At 64.4% G+C, this 15,137-nt stretch carries 13 protein-coding genes and 1 pseudogene; 3 read left to right on the forward strand and 11 right to left on the reverse strand.

What is annotated here, in order from left to right; all coding sequences use genetic code 11:
- Positions 1–5: 5 nt before the first annotated feature.
- The 3 genes and pseudogenes from E5P3_RS32820 (at position 6) to E5P3_RS32830 (ending at position 2,174) form a co-directional block, all read left to right on the forward strand.
- A pseudogene (locus E5P3_RS32820) lies at positions 6–771 on the forward strand (SDR family NAD(P)-dependent oxidoreductase).
- A 12-nt stretch (positions 772–783) separates the two neighbouring features.
- On the forward strand, positions 784–1,182 hold the full coding sequence (locus E5P3_RS32825; RefSeq protein ID WP_162590221.1) for a VOC family protein: 399 nt from the start codon (positions 784–786) through the stop codon (positions 1,180–1,182).
- Entirely contained in the window at positions 1,179–2,174 is a 996-nt protein-coding gene (locus E5P3_RS32830; protein WP_162590222.1) for a saccharopine dehydrogenase family protein, read from the forward strand. Before E5P3_RS32825 ends, E5P3_RS32830 begins: the two co-directional genes overlap by 4 nt.
- A gap of 154 nt (positions 2,175–2,328) precedes the next feature.
- Here the strand turns inward: E5P3_RS32830 and E5P3_RS32835 are convergent, their stop codons facing one another.
- The 11 genes from E5P3_RS32835 to E5P3_RS32885 form a co-directional block, all read right to left on the reverse strand.
- A complete protein-coding gene (locus E5P3_RS32835) occupies positions 2,329–3,969 on the reverse strand; it encodes a Fic family protein (protein ID WP_162590223.1) in 1,641 nt (546 codons plus the stop codon).
- A gap of 557 nt (positions 3,970–4,526) precedes the next feature.
- Complete coding sequence (locus E5P3_RS32840) at positions 4,527–5,975, reverse strand: IS1182 family transposase (protein ID WP_162587111.1); 1,449 nt, start codon at positions 5,973–5,975, stop codon at positions 4,527–4,529.
- Between the two features lie 308 nt (positions 5,976–6,283).
- On the reverse strand, positions 6,284–7,102 hold the full coding sequence (locus E5P3_RS32845; RefSeq protein WP_162590224.1) for a GntR family transcriptional regulator: 819 nt from the start codon (positions 7,100–7,102) through the stop codon (positions 6,284–6,286).
- 100 nt (positions 7,103–7,202) lie between these two features.
- Positions 7,203–8,171, reverse strand: a complete 969-nt coding sequence (locus E5P3_RS32850) for a Bug family tripartite tricarboxylate transporter substrate binding protein (protein WP_162590225.1) — start codon at positions 8,169–8,171, stop codon at positions 7,203–7,205.
- Positions 8,172–8,233: 62 nt separating this feature from the next.
- The gene (locus E5P3_RS32855; RefSeq protein WP_162590226.1) at positions 8,234–9,361 is read right to left on the reverse strand and encodes a flavin reductase; all 1,128 of its coding nucleotides are present in this window, start codon (positions 9,359–9,361) and stop codon (positions 8,234–8,236) included.
- A gap of 8 nt (positions 9,362–9,369) precedes the next feature.
- The gene (locus E5P3_RS32860; protein ID WP_162590227.1) at positions 9,370–10,602 is read right to left on the reverse strand and encodes a bifunctional 3,4-dihydroxy-2-butanone-4-phosphate synthase/GTP cyclohydrolase II; all 1,233 of its coding nucleotides are present in this window, start codon (positions 10,600–10,602) and stop codon (positions 9,370–9,372) included.
- Between the two features lie 30 nt (positions 10,603–10,632).
- On the reverse strand, positions 10,633–11,265 hold the full coding sequence (gene leuD, locus E5P3_RS32865) for a 3-isopropylmalate dehydratase small subunit (protein ID WP_162590228.1): 633 nt from the start codon (positions 11,263–11,265) through the stop codon (positions 10,633–10,635).
- The gene (gene leuC, locus E5P3_RS32870) at positions 11,265–12,698 is read right to left on the reverse strand and encodes a 3-isopropylmalate dehydratase large subunit (RefSeq protein ID WP_162590229.1); all 1,434 of its coding nucleotides are present in this window, start codon (positions 12,696–12,698) and stop codon (positions 11,265–11,267) included. Before leuC ends, leuD begins: the two co-directional genes overlap by 1 nt.
- 25 nt (positions 12,699–12,723) lie before the next feature.
- Positions 12,724–13,587 carry an isocitrate lyase/PEP mutase family protein gene (locus E5P3_RS32875; RefSeq protein ID WP_162590230.1) on the reverse strand — a complete coding sequence of 288 codons (864 nt, stop codon included), beginning with the start codon at positions 13,585–13,587 and terminating at the stop codon, positions 12,724–12,726.
- A 147-nt stretch (positions 13,588–13,734) separates the two neighbouring features.
- A complete protein-coding gene (locus E5P3_RS32880; RefSeq protein WP_162590231.1) occupies positions 13,735–14,310 on the reverse strand; it encodes an isochorismatase family cysteine hydrolase in 576 nt (191 codons plus the stop codon).
- Positions 14,311–14,356: 46 nt separating this feature from the next.
- Positions 14,357–15,130: an SDR family NAD(P)-dependent oxidoreductase gene (locus E5P3_RS32885; RefSeq protein ID WP_162590232.1), complete on the reverse strand. Its 774-nt coding sequence runs from the start codon at positions 15,128–15,130 to the stop codon at positions 14,357–14,359.
- Positions 15,131–15,137: the final 7 nt, after the last annotated feature.

Consider the following 15,137-nt stretch of genomic DNA (forward strand, 5'->3'; position numbering starts at 1 on the left):
AACACATGAGCAAGAACACCGACATCGTCATCATCACCGGCGCAAGCCGTGGCCTCGGCGCAAGCACCGCCATTCAGGCCGGCAAGCGCGGCATGGGCGTCATCGTCACTTACAACAGCCACTCCGCCGGTGCCGGCGCAGCTGTACAGCAGATCGAGGCTGGCGGGGGCAAGGCTGTGGCGCTGGAACTTGATCTCGCCAAGGTCGCGTCGTTCGACGGATTTCGCGACAGGGTTGCAACAGCACTCGCAACGACCTGGGACCGCGACCGGTTCGACGCATTGGTCAACAACGCAGGCTATGGCCAGTTCAACGCGATCGAGGCGGTCACCGAAGCCGAGTTCGACGGCTTTGCTGGGCGTGCACCCGAAGGGCCCGTTCTTCCTGACGCAAGCGCTCTTGCCACCGATGGCAGATGGAGGCCAGATCACCAACATGACCAGCGCGACGACCCGTGTGGCGACGCCGGGTGCAGCGCCGTATGCGGCCTTCAAGGGCGGCCTGGAAGTGTTGACGCGCTACATGGCCAAGGAGTTTGGTCCGCGCGGCATCCGCGCGAACTCGGTTTCGCCCGGCGCGATTCGCACCGACATGACCAGCGGCGCGTTCAACCAGATGCCCGAGTTCGAGACGATACTGGCGCGGCAGACCGCCCTCGGCCGGATCGGTGCACCGGATGACGTCGGCCGCGTGATCGCCGGACTGCTCTCCGCGGACAGTGGCTGGATCAACGCGCAGAACATCGAAGTCGCTGGCGGCTACAACATCTGAACGGGATCTCCAATGCTCGACCATGTCTTCATTTCAGTGAGCGACGTACAGCGCTCAATTGACTTCTACACGGCGGCTCTGGCGCCGCTCGGCATCACGCGCCAGCACGACTACGACGGCAAGGACGGGCCGCCTGGCCACCCCGACCTCAAGGGCTTCGGAGCGAAGGGGCGGGTGTTCTTCTGGTTGCGCGAGGGCGTCGTCGACGGGCGAGCCGTTCACATCGGTTTCATCGCGTCGAGCAAGCTCGAAGTCGAAGCGGCCCATGCTGCAGCCATGGCCTCGGGAGCCACCGACAACGGCTCACCGAGCGCGCGGCTCTACTACGACCCTCGCTATTACGCAGCAAATGTGTTCGACCCGGACGGCTACAGCCTCGAGTTCATCTACAAGAGCTGGCAGCAGGCATGAGCCGTCTCCTCATCTATGGTGCTGCCGGCTACACGGGCCGCATGGTGGCCAGGCAAGCGAGGGTTGCGGGACTGGACTTCGTCATCGCCGGCCGCGATGGAACAAAGCTGGCAGGGCTTGCTCTGGAACTGGGCGCGCCGTACCGCGACTTCCAGGTCCATGCCGACAATGTCGACGATGCACTGCAAGGCATCTCCGTTCTTCTCAATTGCGCCGGGCCATTTGCCCATACCGCAGAGCCTCTGATGCGCGCCTGCATCCGGGCGGGCATCCATTACCTCGACATCACCGCCGAGATCAATGTCTACCGGTTGGCAGAACGCCTCGGCTCCGAGGCTGCGAAGGCGGGAACGATGCTGATGCCGGGGGTCGGGTGGGATGTGGTTCCGACCGACTGTCTCGCAATGCATATCACCGCACGTGTTGCGCAGCCGCGGTCCCTGCGCATCGCATTGCAGGTCGCCGGCTCGATGTCCCGCGGCTCGGCTGTGAGTGCCGGTGAGATCGTTGGCGCGGGCTTGATGACCCGGGTTGCCGGTGCACTGGTTCCAAGCCCCGATGCACAACCCGAGCTGTTCGACTTCGGTCAGGGGCCCGTCGTCTGTGCACCGCTTTCCTTCGGCGACCTGGTCACGGCCTGGCATTCGACTCGCATTCCCGACATCTCCATGTTCGTGAACGTGACAGGCGGCGCCTTTCCTGAAGGCGATCTGTCGTTGCTTCCTGATGGTCCAAGTGCAGCGGATCGCGAGGCTGAACCTGCCCGGGCGGTCGCAGAGGTCACGGGCGCAGATGGTGCGACGGTGCGAGCGGTCATCGAAACGGTCAACGGCTATTCCTACACGCCAGTGATCGCAGTTGAAGCGGCCCGGCGCACCTTGGGGGGCGAGCATTCGCCTGGATTTAAGACGCCGGCTCGGCTGTTTGGCGTGAGATTCGCCGAGACCGTTCACGGCACGAAGATCATCGACTTTTGCGAGCTGCCGCGATAGACATGCATTCAGGCAAAGTCCCCCGGAGCGAGGGCTTGGCCAAGAAGGATTCTTCCTGGCTTTCGCATCAGATCGGGCTTATTCAGGGGCTATCTCTGCGAATTTTGCACCTCTACCGAGATGACTCCGTCCCGTGATGACCAAGCAAGAGGATTCAGCCGCGCTGGCGGTGCTTGTCGTCTTCTTCGCTGTCAGTGTCAGAGGCGCCAGTTTGCGGTGAGTCGGCTTGCGCCTCCCTTGCGGCCAGGTTCTGGGCGACGAACGTCGCGAACGGCCTGATGTCGCTCTGGCCGCTCGCTGCATTGAGCGCCGCCATGTAACGGTCGCGGTCTTCGAGACGCAGCACCGTCCATGGGTACCCGCCAGAGGCCAGCATCGCGTTCATGATGAATCGCCCAAGACGTCCGTTTCCGTCCATGTAAGGGTGAATGAAGACGAACGCGAAGTGGCCCAGCACTGCGCGCACTGCGGCCGATTGCTCGTCGCGCAACAGTTCGAACAGCACGGGCATCATCTCCCGCACGGCTTCACGCGGCGGTGGTACGTGCTGGGCGTTGCGAATGTAGACCTGATGGCCGCGGTAGCCGGCGAGATTGCTCGGAGAAAGAATCCCCGCTGAGACGCTCGGCGAGAACATCGCTCGGAACCATGCGCCGTGATCACCTTTGAGCACGTCCCCGGCGTTCGCGCCCGCGAAGATCTTTTCGATCGACTTCTTGACTTCGTTGTGCGCAAGCCAGTAGCCGTGGGCCGCCATGGCATCTCTTGATTGCCGGTCCTGTTCGTGGATGTGCTCGCTCCAGTCCCCGGCTGCCACACGACGGATCAGTTCCGGCGTAACGCGGTAGCCCTCGATAGACAGTGAGTGGTAGGCGTCCGTGACATAGACATCCTCGATCGCCTGCATGAAAGCGGGTACGTCGTCCGGACGGCCTGGCTCCTCGCTCGGGAATGATCTGGCCACGTCGTCGCGCATGGAAGCCCACATGAGCCGCAATCTGGAGACATAGGGGGACTCGATGCGGTCGCCTGGAACGATTCGAGGCGGAATCTCGAATGGGTTGGATTCCGTGACCTGGTTGCCCAGGGAGCGCATGAATCCGACGATATCGTCCGCGATTGCGTGTCGACCCACGGCGCGGAAAGCGCCGGCGAGGCGGCCCGCGATGGTGCGGTGATTGCCTTCTGCGAGCAGACGGCTGAGCTCCGACGCGTCGCTGATCGACAGCAATGCTACTTGCGCGTCCTGGGAGGAAGCTCTGAAGAAGTTCTCAGGCGCCTTCAGAAGCGCCTGGGCCAGGGTCATCGTTCGGATATTGCCGACGCGGTCGCGCCGGTCGGGGCCCGGAAAGTCCTTCGCCTGGTAGTCCATGAGGGAAAAGCCGTTCGGCAAGGCCAGCACGCTGTTCTTGCCCAGTGGCGCGTGAACGACGACCTGGTTGGGCAATAGCGTCGTGCCGGCATGGAGCTTCAAGGAATAGTCGGCGGCAACACACCAGTCCCCGCCGAACCTGGCGTTGCAGTAGGCGGCAATGAAGTCCTTCATACTCGCGATCCATGGCGTCGTGTCGCCTGGCTTTGCCGAAGGGTTAGCGGACATGTACCAGCCCTGGATCACCGGTTGGACGTACCCGGCTTGGAGCAGAGCCTCCCGGTCTGCGCGGGAGAACTCGATGGTGCTGAAGACGTTTTGACCTTGTTGCTGCAGGACATGCAACGCTTCGAGGCCCGCTGCAAGGCGCCGCTGAGCAGGAGTGACCGTCCGCTTAGAGGTGCGGGTCAGACTGGTCGCCATGTCTCATCGCCTTGGTTGTCCTCAGCTCGCTCGAAGCCCTTCGAAAACCGATGGCTAGGTTTTATTGTAGCTAATCGCTAGGGTTTTCCGCAAACCAACGGCTAGGATTCGATGTAACCGGCGGCTAGGATTTGTTGTTGAAACGAAACATTTCCCATTTGAATCAATGACTTGCGCGAGCCGCCGTCAAAATTGAACCTAATCTTGATGGGATGCCGGCTTAACTTTGAACGAACTCAGGACCTGAGTTTCTCCGAGGTTGTCGCACGTGCTAACCCAGGAAATCAACGGCTTACGAGCCCCGTTTTCGAAGTTGCACCCCTCCTTTTTCACAGTTCCGCAGGCGCGCACAGGTGCCGCGAGGGATCCAACGGCCGCTTCCGGGCCCCTTTGCCGCCCGCTGCAGGCCCGGTTAGGGCCGAGGCTGTGTAGAAACGCGCAGCGTTGTCACGCCGGGCGGTTCGCCTACCGAGTTCACCCAGTGTTCTGGTGCGTCAGAACCCGTATTCCAGGCCTCGTGACGTCCGTTGTCTACGCGCACGAAGACACACCGGGGCTCATGCCCCCGCCAGCCGCATCGCCTTCATCGTTCTGGCAATACCCAGCACACTCATCACCCGCTTCAGGTTGTAAGCCAACACGTGAAGACTCATCTCGGTGCCGACGTGCTCCATGGTCTTCATCAAGAAATGCGTCGAACCCATCCAGTACTTCAGCGTTCCGAACACATGTTCGATGGTGGATCGTCGAAGTGTCATCGCATCGAGCTTGCGATCCAGCCGTCGTTGAACGCGTTCCAGCACTTCCTCATGTTCCCAGCGACGAATGCGGCGGTAGTCGCCAGTTGTGCATTGGTCCTTCATCGCGCAGCGTGGGCACGCACTGGTCCAGTAAACGCCAGCCTTGAGACCGCTCTTCTCAAGCGTGCTGTACCGATAGATTGCCCGCTCCCCTGCTGGGCACTGGTACTCGTCAGCGCTGGCGATATAGATGAAGTCGGTCTTGTCGAAGCGCCCCTCAGCCTTGGCATTCGATGTCATCGGCTTGGGCACGAAGGTCGTGATGCCGGCGTCCTCGCAGGCCTTGAGTTCCGTGCCGCTGAAGTAGCCACGGTCGGCGAACGCCTGCACCTTGCTCCTGCCCATCGCTTCGCGCGCGGCCAGCGCCATCTTGCTTAGCTGGGCTCGGTCATTGCCGACGTTCGTCACTTCGTGCGCAACGATCAGGTGGTGCTTGCGGTCCACAGCTGTCTGGACGTTGTAGCCCACTAAGCCTGTGCTCTTGCCTTGCTGGAGCATCGAGCGGGCGTCGGGATCCGTCAGCGAGCGCTGTTGGCCCGGTTCGCTCTTCAGCTGCTCCTTGGTCTCGTCCAGTTGCCGCATTTGCTCGCGCAGTTTGCTGATCTTCTCCTGCAGCCGTTCTGCCTTTGCTCCCAACTCGGCAGGTTGCGTCCGGTCCGCCGTCTCCAAGGCATCCAGGTAGCGCTGAATGCTTTGCTCGATCTGTTCCTTGCGCGCGTCGATCTTCCCAGGCGAGAAGTTTCGGTCTCGACTGTTCACCGCCTTGAACTTGCTACCGTCGATGGCCACGACGCCTTGGGAGAAGAGCTTGAGCTGGCGGCACAGAACGATGAAGCGTCGGCAAACGTTGCGGATCCCAGCGCCATTGCTGCGCCTGAAGTCGGCAATGGTCTTGAAGTCCGGTGCGAGCCGGCCTGTAAGCCACATCAGTTCGACGTTGCGTTGCGCTTCACGCTCCAGGCGTCGGCTGGACTGGATGCGGTTGAGGTATCCGTAGATGTAGAGCTTGAGAAGCACCGCCGGGTGGTAGGACGGGCGTCCGGTCGTTGCGGGATCTGCACCGTCGAAGCCGAGTGTTTGCAGATCCAATTCGTTCACGAAGGCATCGACGATGCGCACCGGGTTGTCTTCACCAACATAGTCATCGAGACACTCTGGCATCAGCGTGACCTGCTGTCGGTCCGCGCCTTCGATGAATCGCTTCATGGGCCACCTCGCTCAAAACGGGTTGACTCAATATAGACGACGGATTGACGTTTTCACACAGCCTCGGCCCGAAGCAACCGTGCTCCTTTGGGGGCCACGTACTGGGTATCCCCTGGGCGCTGCGTGCATGCGGCCAGCCGTGCACGCGCACCGCGTGGGCTCCTCCTAATCTGACTGCCATCTGATCCGCGGGATCAATCGAACGGCCGATCTCAGCCGAAGCCTGTATGAAGGCTCGAACCGGTCAGCTTCCTCTGGTACTGGGCTGCGCAAAGCTCGCCGGCTCCAACCCACCAGATTGCTCCAGGCTAGACCAACACAGTATGTTGGTAGCTTCCCGCTGACAGTGTATTGATGGCCGACGCCGGTATCTCCATGAGCAGCCGTGTGCGTTCAGGCGTGGCAACGCTGGTCAAGTGGTAGGCGGGACGGTCCTGCGCGTCGTAGAAAAGCCGGGTGACCTTGATGAGGGGGCTGCCCACGTCCGTCTTCAACAGGCTGGCTTGTTGCGGGTCCGCCAAGATCGCGGAGAACTCTTGCACCACTTTGCCGAACTTCACGCCCTTGCTGAGGATGATCTCGAACAGTGCGTTCTTCAGCAGGGTCTTGGGCGTGAGGTCCTGCGCCCACTTAGCCAGCACCCACGCGTCGGTAACCATCAAGGGCGTCTTGCCTGCACTGCGCAGCCGCACCACGTGATGGGCGACCCCATTCGGCTCGAGCTCGAGCAACAGCGCGATGTCTCCCGGCGCATGCACGGTCTCCACGGAGAGGACCTGCACTTGCGTGTCCTCCGCCTGCCGTGTGAGCGCCTCCAGCAGCGTCAAGGTGGCCTCACGCCGGGCTCCGTCCTTGCGCGGCAACACGAAGGTGCCCTTGCTCGGCACCTTTCGCACCAGCCCGTGCGACTCCAGATCCGCCACGGCGCGCCTGACGGTGATGCGCGAGACGCCGAACATCTGCTCGAGGTCGGCTTCCTTGGGGATCGCCGCACCCGCAGGAAAGGTGCCGCGCAGAATCTGGTCGCGAAGAACGATGTAAAGCTGGCGGTGCAAGGCAGTGCCGGGAGAGCGCTGCAAGCCGGTCGGCACGACCACAGATGCTGGCGCCGCTTTCTGTGAGCTCATGTAGATGATGTTTTGCACACGTTGATTCTTAGGATATTACATTAGCACCTTGCGACTCACTCCCTTGCGCGGTGCTTCAATCCAGCGGCGACGCCTGCGCTCAGTCGACGCTCATCTTCGAGTCCTTGATCACCTTGCCCCACCGCTCGATCTCTTCGGAGATGAAGGCCGAAAACTCCGCGGGACTGCTGCTGGTCGTGATCAGCACGCCCTGGCTCGTGAACTTGGACGCCACTGCCGGATCGTGCATGGCGGCGCGCATGGACTTCTCCAGCACGGCGAGAACCTCGCGCGGCGTTCCGGCCTTGGCTGTCGCGCCCCACCACACGTTGAGCGCGATGTCCGCGTGTCCGAGTTCCTTCAGCGTCGGGGCCGACGGAAACTGGGGCAGGCGCTGGTCCACGCCCACTGCAAGCACACGCATCTTCCCGCCAAGCACCATGGGGCCCGCAGAGGTGACGGTGTCATACATGAAGTCCACCTTGCCGCCCGCCACGTCCATCAGTCCGGGTGCGGATCCCTTATAGGGAACATGGGTGTTGGTCGAATTTGTCTTGGCGGAGAAGAGCGCGCCGAACAGGTGGCCGCCGGTGCCGACGCCCTGCGACGCATAGGCGAGCGGCTTGCCTGATTTTGCAGCCTTGACGAGATCGTCGAAGGTCTTGTACGGGCTGTCGTTGGGCACGACCAGGAATCCCGGGGAGACCACCAGTTTGGTCACCCCTTGCAGGTCCTTCCGGGGATCATAGGAAAGCTTGCTGGCCAGGCTGGGGTTGAGGCCAAGGGAGGGCAGGTCGCCCATGAACAAGGTGTATCCATCGGCGGGCGCCTGTTTGACGACGCTCACCGCGGGTTGCGCCAGGCCGCCGGGGCGGTTGTCGACGATCACCGGCTGCTGAACGATCTCGCCCAGCTTGTTGCCGACCTCGCGGGCCAGCTGGTCGGTGATTCCACCCGGTGCGTAAGGGACGACGATGCGGATGGGTTTGGATGGAAAGGCCTGCGCCGTTGCGAGCAGCGGACAGGCCGCCGCGAGGGCAATGGACAACCGGATGATCAGTGCTTTCACGAGCTTTCTCCTGGTGGGGGGCGAATCGAAGTGGGGGAAACAAATGGACGGGCATGAAGTTGTCAGCGCAGGGCGGCGGGGCTGGGGTCGGTGGTGGCGCCGGGCTCCACACACCCCAGCCGGCGCGACAAGTCCCGGCAGGTCGCGAGCAGCGCCTGCGGAGCGGCACCGTCCCAGTCGGGGGCGAGCCGGTCGACCTGCGAAATGATGGCCAGGGTCATCACCATGACGCCGCGCGCGTCGAAGATCGGCGCGGCGAAGGCGTTGGTCGGAATCTTGTGAAGGCGCATCGCGAGCACCGGGTCGACCACGCGCGCCAACCCGCGCGCCCGCGCCGCGGCAACGTCGGCCTCGAAGTTCGCGCGCTGCCGGGCTTCGTCTTCTTCGGGACCGCGAAAGAGGCGCAGGTCCTCGTCGATGAAGCTTCGCGTCACCTCCGGGGGCAGGAACGCAGCGAAGGCGCGCCCGGCCGCCGAGATGGTCACGCCGTACACCAGGCCCATGCGCAGGTTCTCGCTGATCGGGTGATCCGAGCGCTCCCAATTCACCACCGTCGGTCCATGGTTGCCCCACACGGAGAGGCAGAGGGTGTGCTGCCCGACGGCCGCGCAGATCGCCGGCATCTCGGCCGCCACCAGCTTCACGTCCTGGATCGACGCCGGCTTGTCCCAGCCGATCTGCGTGGAGACCGGCCCCAGGTCGTGCGCATAGGTGCTCATGTACCGGCCGCCGCCGAAGGCCAACGGCCTGCGGCTGGAATGTCCGACCCGTTCGACGCGCCCCATGAAGACGACGTGGTCCCCGGCCGGATAGGCCGCGACCTTGACGCACTCGAGGTGCGCGGCCGAGCCGCTGATGACGGGTGCGCCGCCCAGGCCGTCGTAATGATCGATGCCCGTGAACTTGTCGTCGTGCGACTTCGCGAACTGGTTCGACACGTGGATCTGGTCGTCGGCCAGGATGTTCACCACGAAATGCTCGCTCTCGTTGAACGCACCATGGCTCTTCGAGGTGAGCGCCTGGCACCAGAGCACCAGGGGCGGCTCGAGCGACACCGAGCTGAACGAGTTCGCGGTGACGCCGTGCGCCTTGCCGTCCGGGCTGCGGGTGGTCACGATGGTGACGCCCGTCGTGAAGGTGCCGAGCACGCTGCGCAGCTGGCGCTTGTCGAATGAATCAAGGGTGGCCATTGGATCTCCTAGGCAATTGAGTGGGCAGCGAGGTTGCAGTCATCCAGCTCGAGCAGATGCCCGAACAGCTGCTGCTTGGCCGTGAGATAGCCCACGTTCTCGCGCTGGGCGGCAGTCACGAGCGGAACCCGCTCGACGATGTCCAGTCCTAAGTTGGCGAGCCCTTCGTACTTGAGCGGGTTGTTCGTCATGAGCCGCATGCGGCAGATGCCGATCTGTCTCAGGATCTGCGTACCGACCGCGTAGTCACGCTGGTCGGCGGCAAAGCCCAGCTCGATGTTGGCCTGCACGGTGTCCGCGCCCCGGTCCTGCAATGCGTAGGCGCGCAGCTTGTGCAGCAGGCCGATGCCCCGCCCTTCGTGACCTCGCAGGTACACGATGACGCCGTGGCCCTCTGCCGCCACGAGGCTCATCGCCCTCGCCAGCTGGGGGGCGCAGTCGCAGCGCAGCGATCCGAACACCTCGCCCGTGAGGCACTCCGAATGCACGCGGACCAGCGGTGTCGTGCGGGCGCCAGGCTCGCCCATCACCAGGGCCAGGTGCTCCTGCCCACCTGGCAGCTCCCTGTAGCCATGCAGCGTGAACACGCCGTACTTGGTGGGCAGGCGACAGCTGCAAACCTCCTCGACGATGGCCTCGTTCCGCTTGCGCCAAGCGATGAGGTCCGTGATGGTGACGATCAGCAGGCCGTGCTGACGGGCAAACGCTTCCAGCTGCGGTCGCCGGGCCATGCTGCCGTCGTCGTTCACGATCTCCACCAGCACGCCGCCGGGGCGAAGGCCCGCGAGCCGGGTGAGGTCGACCGAAGCTTCGGTGTGCCCCGGCCGGACGAGCACGCCACCTTCGCGGGCACGCAAGGGGAAGACATGCCCCGGCCGGGTGAAATCGGAAGGCGCCGCCTGTGGGTCGACCAGGGCACGCAGCGTCGCCGCACGATCGGCCGCGGATATGCCGGTGCTGGTGCCGTGCCGCAAGTCCACGGACACGGTGTAGGCAGTACCCATGGCGTCGGAGTTCTGGGCCACCATCAGCGGCAACTGCAATGCGTCCAGCCGCTCTCCCGGCAGGCCGGCACAGATCACCCCGCTGCCGTGCCGAACCATGAACGCCAGGCGCTCGGGCGTCGCGTGCTCGGCGGCCAGGATGAGGTCGCCTTCGTTCTCGCGGTCCTCGCTGTCGACGACGACGAGCATCTCGCCGCGGGCCAGCGCAACGAGCGCCTGATCGATGGTTGCAGTCATTGCGGACTCCTTATCTTGCAGACCAGGCGATCACGCCGCCGAGGGTTCCAGGGCCAGCCGGACCCAGGGGCGGAGTTCGCGGTCTCGTCGGCACCAGGCTGCGATGTCTTCGGTGTAGCGGCGCGTCATGTCGATCTCGTCCCAGCCGTTGAGGAGGCGGATGCGCGAGACCGGATCCACTTGGAAATCGAAAGACCGCCCCTCGAGCGTGAGCTTGCAGGCCTCGAGATCCAGGTGGATCTCGACACCGCCGGGGGCCAGGAGATCGAGCACCACCTCGATGTCGGCTTGGGCGATGCGTGCCGGCAGCAAGCCGTTGTTCACCGCATTCGCCGCGAAGATGTCGCCGTGTGAAGGTGCCAGCACGCAGCGGATGCCGGCGTCCACCAGCGCATAGACCGCCGCTTCACGCGAGGATCCGCTGCCGAAATTCCGGCGCGCCGCGATGATCTTGGCGCCGTGGTTCCTTGGGTCGTTCAGCGGGAAGTCATTCCGCAGGGAACCGTCCGGCGTGCGGCGAAGGTCGTGGAACAGATACGGCGCGTAACCCGTTTCGGGCGTGCGCGCTTCCTTCATGAACCGGGCGGGCAGGACCTGGTCGGTATCGATGTTGATCTGCGACAGTGCGCAGGCGATCGCACGCAGTTGGACAAGCGGTTCCATCAGACTGCTCCCGGATTCAAGTCGCGAACGTCCACGAGGTGGCCGGCCACCGCCGCCGCCGCCACCATCGCCGGCGACATGAGGTGCGTGCGCGAGCCACGCCCCTGCCGACCCTTGAAGTTGCGGTTGGTGGTGGAAGCGCAGCGCTCGCCCTGCGCCAGCACGTCGCCGTTCATGGCCACGCACATCGAGCAGCCGGAACCAGCCCACTCCAGCCCCGCGGCCGTGAAGATCCGGTCCAGGCCCTCCTGCTCGGCCTGCGTCTTCACCAGGCTCGATCCCGGCGACACCAAGCCCGGCACGCGCGCACGGCGCCCGGCGAGAACGGCTGCCGCCGAACGGAGGTCTTCGATGCGCGAGTTCGTGCACGAGCCGATGAAGACCCGGTCGACCGGTATGTCCCGGATTCGCATGCCCGGGGCGAGGCCCATATAGTCGAGGGCGTCGCGCACATGCCTGGCCTTGCTGGCGTCCGCCATGCGCTCGGGGTCAGGCACGGTGGACGTGACCGGCAATGCGTCCTCGGGCGTGGTGCCCCAGGTCACCATGGGAACGATGTCTGCCGCGTCGAGATGGAGCTCGCGATCGAAGCTCGCGTCCGCATCGCTGGCCAGCGTGAGCCAGTCCTCGGCGGCACGGTCGAAGTCCGACCCTTGCGGCGCGAAGGGCCGGCAACGGACGTAGTCGAGCGTGGTCGCATCCGGCGCCACCATGCCGCAGCGCGCACCGCACTCGATGGACATGTTGCACAAGGTCATGCGGCCTTCCATGCTGAGTGCACGCACGGCGGCACCCGCGTATTCGATGATGTGTCCGGCCGCGCCGTCCGCGCCCAGCCGTGCAACGATCGTCAGCACCAGGTCCTTGGCCGTGACGCCATGCGAAAGCCTGCCATCCACGGTGATGCGCAAGCGCCTGGGCGGCTTCTGCCAGAGCGTCTGTGTCATGAGCACATGGGCAACCTCCGAGGCACCGACGCCGAAGGCCCAGGCACCAAGCGCGCCATGGGTTGACGTATGGCTGTCCCCTTCCACCACCAGCGTGCCGGGCAGCGTCATGCCGAGCTCGGGTCCGACCACATGGCAGATGCCCTGCCACGGGTGGTTCATTCCATAGTGCCGGATGCCGTACTCGCCGGCGTTGGCAGCGAGCTGGTCCATCATCCTGGCCAGCTCGCCCCCGGGATCGGCGCTGGCGATGGGGATCACGCGTCCGCGCGTCGGCGCATAGTGGTCGGCGATGGCCACCGTGAGGTCGGGCCTCGCGACCGTCTCACCCTTGGCGCGCATCTTGTTGAAGGCGTGGAACGAGCCTTCCTGCAGATAGTGCCTGTCGACCCATACGAGACTGGCGCCGTCCTCGCGCGTGGCGATCACATGCGCGTCCCACAGCTTCTCGAAGAGGCTGCGCGGCCTGGACGCGTCTTGCCTCATGCGGCCGGGCTCCTGGGCGAGAAGGTCATTCATAGCTGCGGGCGAGCGCCAGGAGTTCCGGCGTCCCGATGAGATCGTTGAAGGCGTTGAAGTCGAGCATCTGCTCCTGCTTGGGGAGCGTCGTGCCATGCTGCTTGAGGCTGGCGTAGTAACCCTGCAGCTGGCGGGCGGCGAAGCGCACGGTGCCGCCGGGAAAGATCACCACGCGGTAGCCGCGCTCGCTCAGTTCCGGGACGCTCTGGACCGGTGTCTTGCCACCCTCCACCATGTTCGCGAGCATCGGGATGCGCGCGGAGAAGATGCCGCAGAGGCGGTCCATGTCCGCAGGGGACCGCGGTGCTTCGATGAAGAGTGCATCGACGCCCGTCTCCAGGTACGCATCGGCGCGCTCGATGGCGGCCTCCAGGCCTTCCACGGCGATGGCATCCGTGCGGGCCATCACCAGCATTCCGCTCTGACGCGCGTCCAGCGCGGCGCGCAGCTTGCCGCACATCTCGGACTTCGAGACCAGCGTCTTGTTCTCGAGGTGTCCGCATCGCTTGGGGAAGGTCTGGTCCTCGAGCTGGATCATGGCCGCGCCCGCACGCTCGAAATCCCGGACCGTGCGCTGCGTGTTCAACGCGTTGCCGAACCCGGTATCGCCGTCCACGATGAGGGGTGTCCGGACACGGTCCGTGATCCGCGCGCAGGTGTCGACGGCTTCCTTGGCTGTCGTGAGCCCCACGTCGGACCGGCCGAACTGCGTGTACGCCACGGCGCCTCCGGAGAGATAGAGCGCTTCATGGCCCGACTGCTCGGCCAGCAAGGCCGTGAGGGCGTCGTACACGCCGGGGGCCAGCACGGCCGGGCCGCGTTGCAGGCGCTGCTTGAGGGTGGAGCCAGAAGTCATTCAATCCTCACGGTGGCTTGTTGTGGACGGGATTTCGTTCGTGTACCAAGGCGTCGGTCACTCAGCCGGCAAAGCGCCGCCCCACCCGCCGGCGCGGCGGGTGACTTCGCGCTTCGCCGCAGCACTGCGCGGCGGCGGCTCGTTGGTTCAGTCGATGCTGGAGAGTTCCGAAATCGCAATCACGCGCGAGATGGCACGCAGCAGCGCGATGGACGAGTCATGCTCCTCCTGGTTCGCCGCGGCGCAGGCATCCTCGACGACCACGACGCGGTAGTCGCGGTCGTGCGCGTCGCGTACGAGGCTCTGCACGGCCCATGCAGTGCTCACGCCGGCGACCACCAGCTGCTTGACCTCCTGCGCACGCAGCGCCGCTTCGAGCGGCGTGCCATAGAAGGCATTGATGCGCGGCTTCTCGATGACCAGGTCCGCTAGGCCTGCGTTCAGATTCGGGTGGAACTCGGTGCCCGGTCCTCCGATCGCGAGCGCCCCGTAGTCCTTGGCCTTGCCGAACATGGGCGAGAACGCGGGCGCCTCGTGGTAGCCGGGCCTGAACCCCACCTTCACCAGCACCCGCAACCAGTCCTTGGCCTTGGCATGCGCCAGGAGGGTGTTGGCATGCTTAATCACCTGGCGTTTGGCGGCGTGCTCGGCGGAGCGCGCGATCTTTCCACTCGGGTGCATGATGTCGACGATGAAGTCGAGTCCGATGAATGCAGTTTTCACATGAGTTCCAGGTCAATGATGTTCGGGGGGATGATCGGTGGCGTGGTCACGGCTTGCCGCCGTCCACGTTGAGCTCCATGCCGGTCATGAAGGAGGCTTCGTCGCTGGCCAGGAAAAGCACGACCGCGGCGATTTCCTCCGGGCGTCCGAGCCGTTGCAGTGCCCGGACCGAAGCGAGGTCATCGAAGACCTTCGCCTGCGCTTGCGCATCCAGGCGTTCCACGAACTTGCGCGGCATGGGCGTGTCGACAGGCCCGGGGCAGATCACGTTGAAGCGTATCGGCGCGAATTCCTGCGCAGCGGCTTTCGTGAGGGCATTGACCGCTGCCTTCGATGCGCTGTACGCGCCCAGGTTCTTGAGCGGTCTCAATGCGGCGCCCGAAGAGATGTTCACGACGGAGCCCGACCGCCTGTCGATCAGCGGCAGGGCACCCCGGATCATCAGGAACGTGCCGCGGCCATTCACGGCGGCGAGCCGGTCCCATTCGGCCACCGTCGTTTCGACCAGCGGCTTGCCGAGAATGATGCCCGCGTTGTTCACGAGGATGTCGAGCGCGACCGATTCCTTCGAGAGTTCCCGATAGAAGCTGTCCACCTCCTGCTCCAACGAGATGTCGAGCTTGCGGTACTTCACTTCGGGGCTGATCGCGTGCAGTGCTTGGACGGCGTCCGAAGCGGCGTCCGCGAGATCCACGGCGATCACCTTCGCACCCTCGCGGGTGAAAGTGCGGATGATTTCCAGGCCGATTCCACCCGTGGCGCCGCTGACGATCGCGGTCTTTCCCGCGAGACGCGGCGACGGTTGATGCTGTGTATTCATCGGGTCC

Origin of the sequence: Variovorax sp. RA8, from assembly GCF_901827175.1 — a bacterium.
In the GTDB taxonomy this organism is placed as follows: Bacteria; Pseudomonadota; Gammaproteobacteria; order Burkholderiales; family Burkholderiaceae_C; genus Variovorax.

Coding starts and splice junctions, on each gene's coding strand:
- E5P3_RS32835 (WP_162590223.1), bottom strand. CDS start 3,969: ATGGCGACCAGTCTGACCCGCACCTCTAAGCGGACGGTCACTCCTGCT.
- E5P3_RS32825 (WP_162590221.1), top strand. CDS start 784: ATGCTCGACCATGTCTTCATTTCAGTGAGCGACGTACAGCGCTCAATT.
- leuD (WP_162590228.1), bottom strand. CDS start 11,265: ATGGAACCGCTTGTCCAACTGCGTGCGATCGCCTGCGCACTGTCGCAG.
- E5P3_RS32860 (WP_162590227.1), bottom strand. CDS start 10,602: ATGACTGCAACCATCGATCAGGCGCTCGTTGCGCTGGCCCGCGGCGAG.
- E5P3_RS32875 (WP_162590230.1), bottom strand. CDS start 13,587: ATGACTTCTGGCTCCACCCTCAAGCAGCGCCTGCAACGCGGCCCGGCC.
- E5P3_RS32830 (WP_162590222.1), top strand. CDS start 1,179: ATGAGCCGTCTCCTCATCTATGGTGCTGCCGGCTACACGGGCCGCATG.
- E5P3_RS32855 (WP_162590226.1), bottom strand. CDS start 9,361: ATGGCCACCCTTGATTCATTCGACAAGCGCCAGCTGCGCAGCGTGCTC.
- E5P3_RS32840 (WP_162587111.1), bottom strand. CDS start 5,975: ATGAAGCGATTCATCGAAGGCGCGGACCGACAGCAGGTCACGCTGATG.
- E5P3_RS32845 (WP_162590224.1), bottom strand. CDS start 7,102: ATGAGCTCACAGAAAGCGGCGCCAGCATCTGTGGTCGTGCCGACCGGC.
- E5P3_RS32885 (WP_162590232.1), bottom strand. CDS start 15,130: ATGAATACACAGCATCAACCGTCGCCGCGTCTCGCGGGAAAGACCGCG.
- leuC (WP_162590229.1), bottom strand. CDS start 12,698: ATGAGGCAAGACGCGTCCAGGCCGCGCAGCCTCTTCGAGAAGCTGTGG.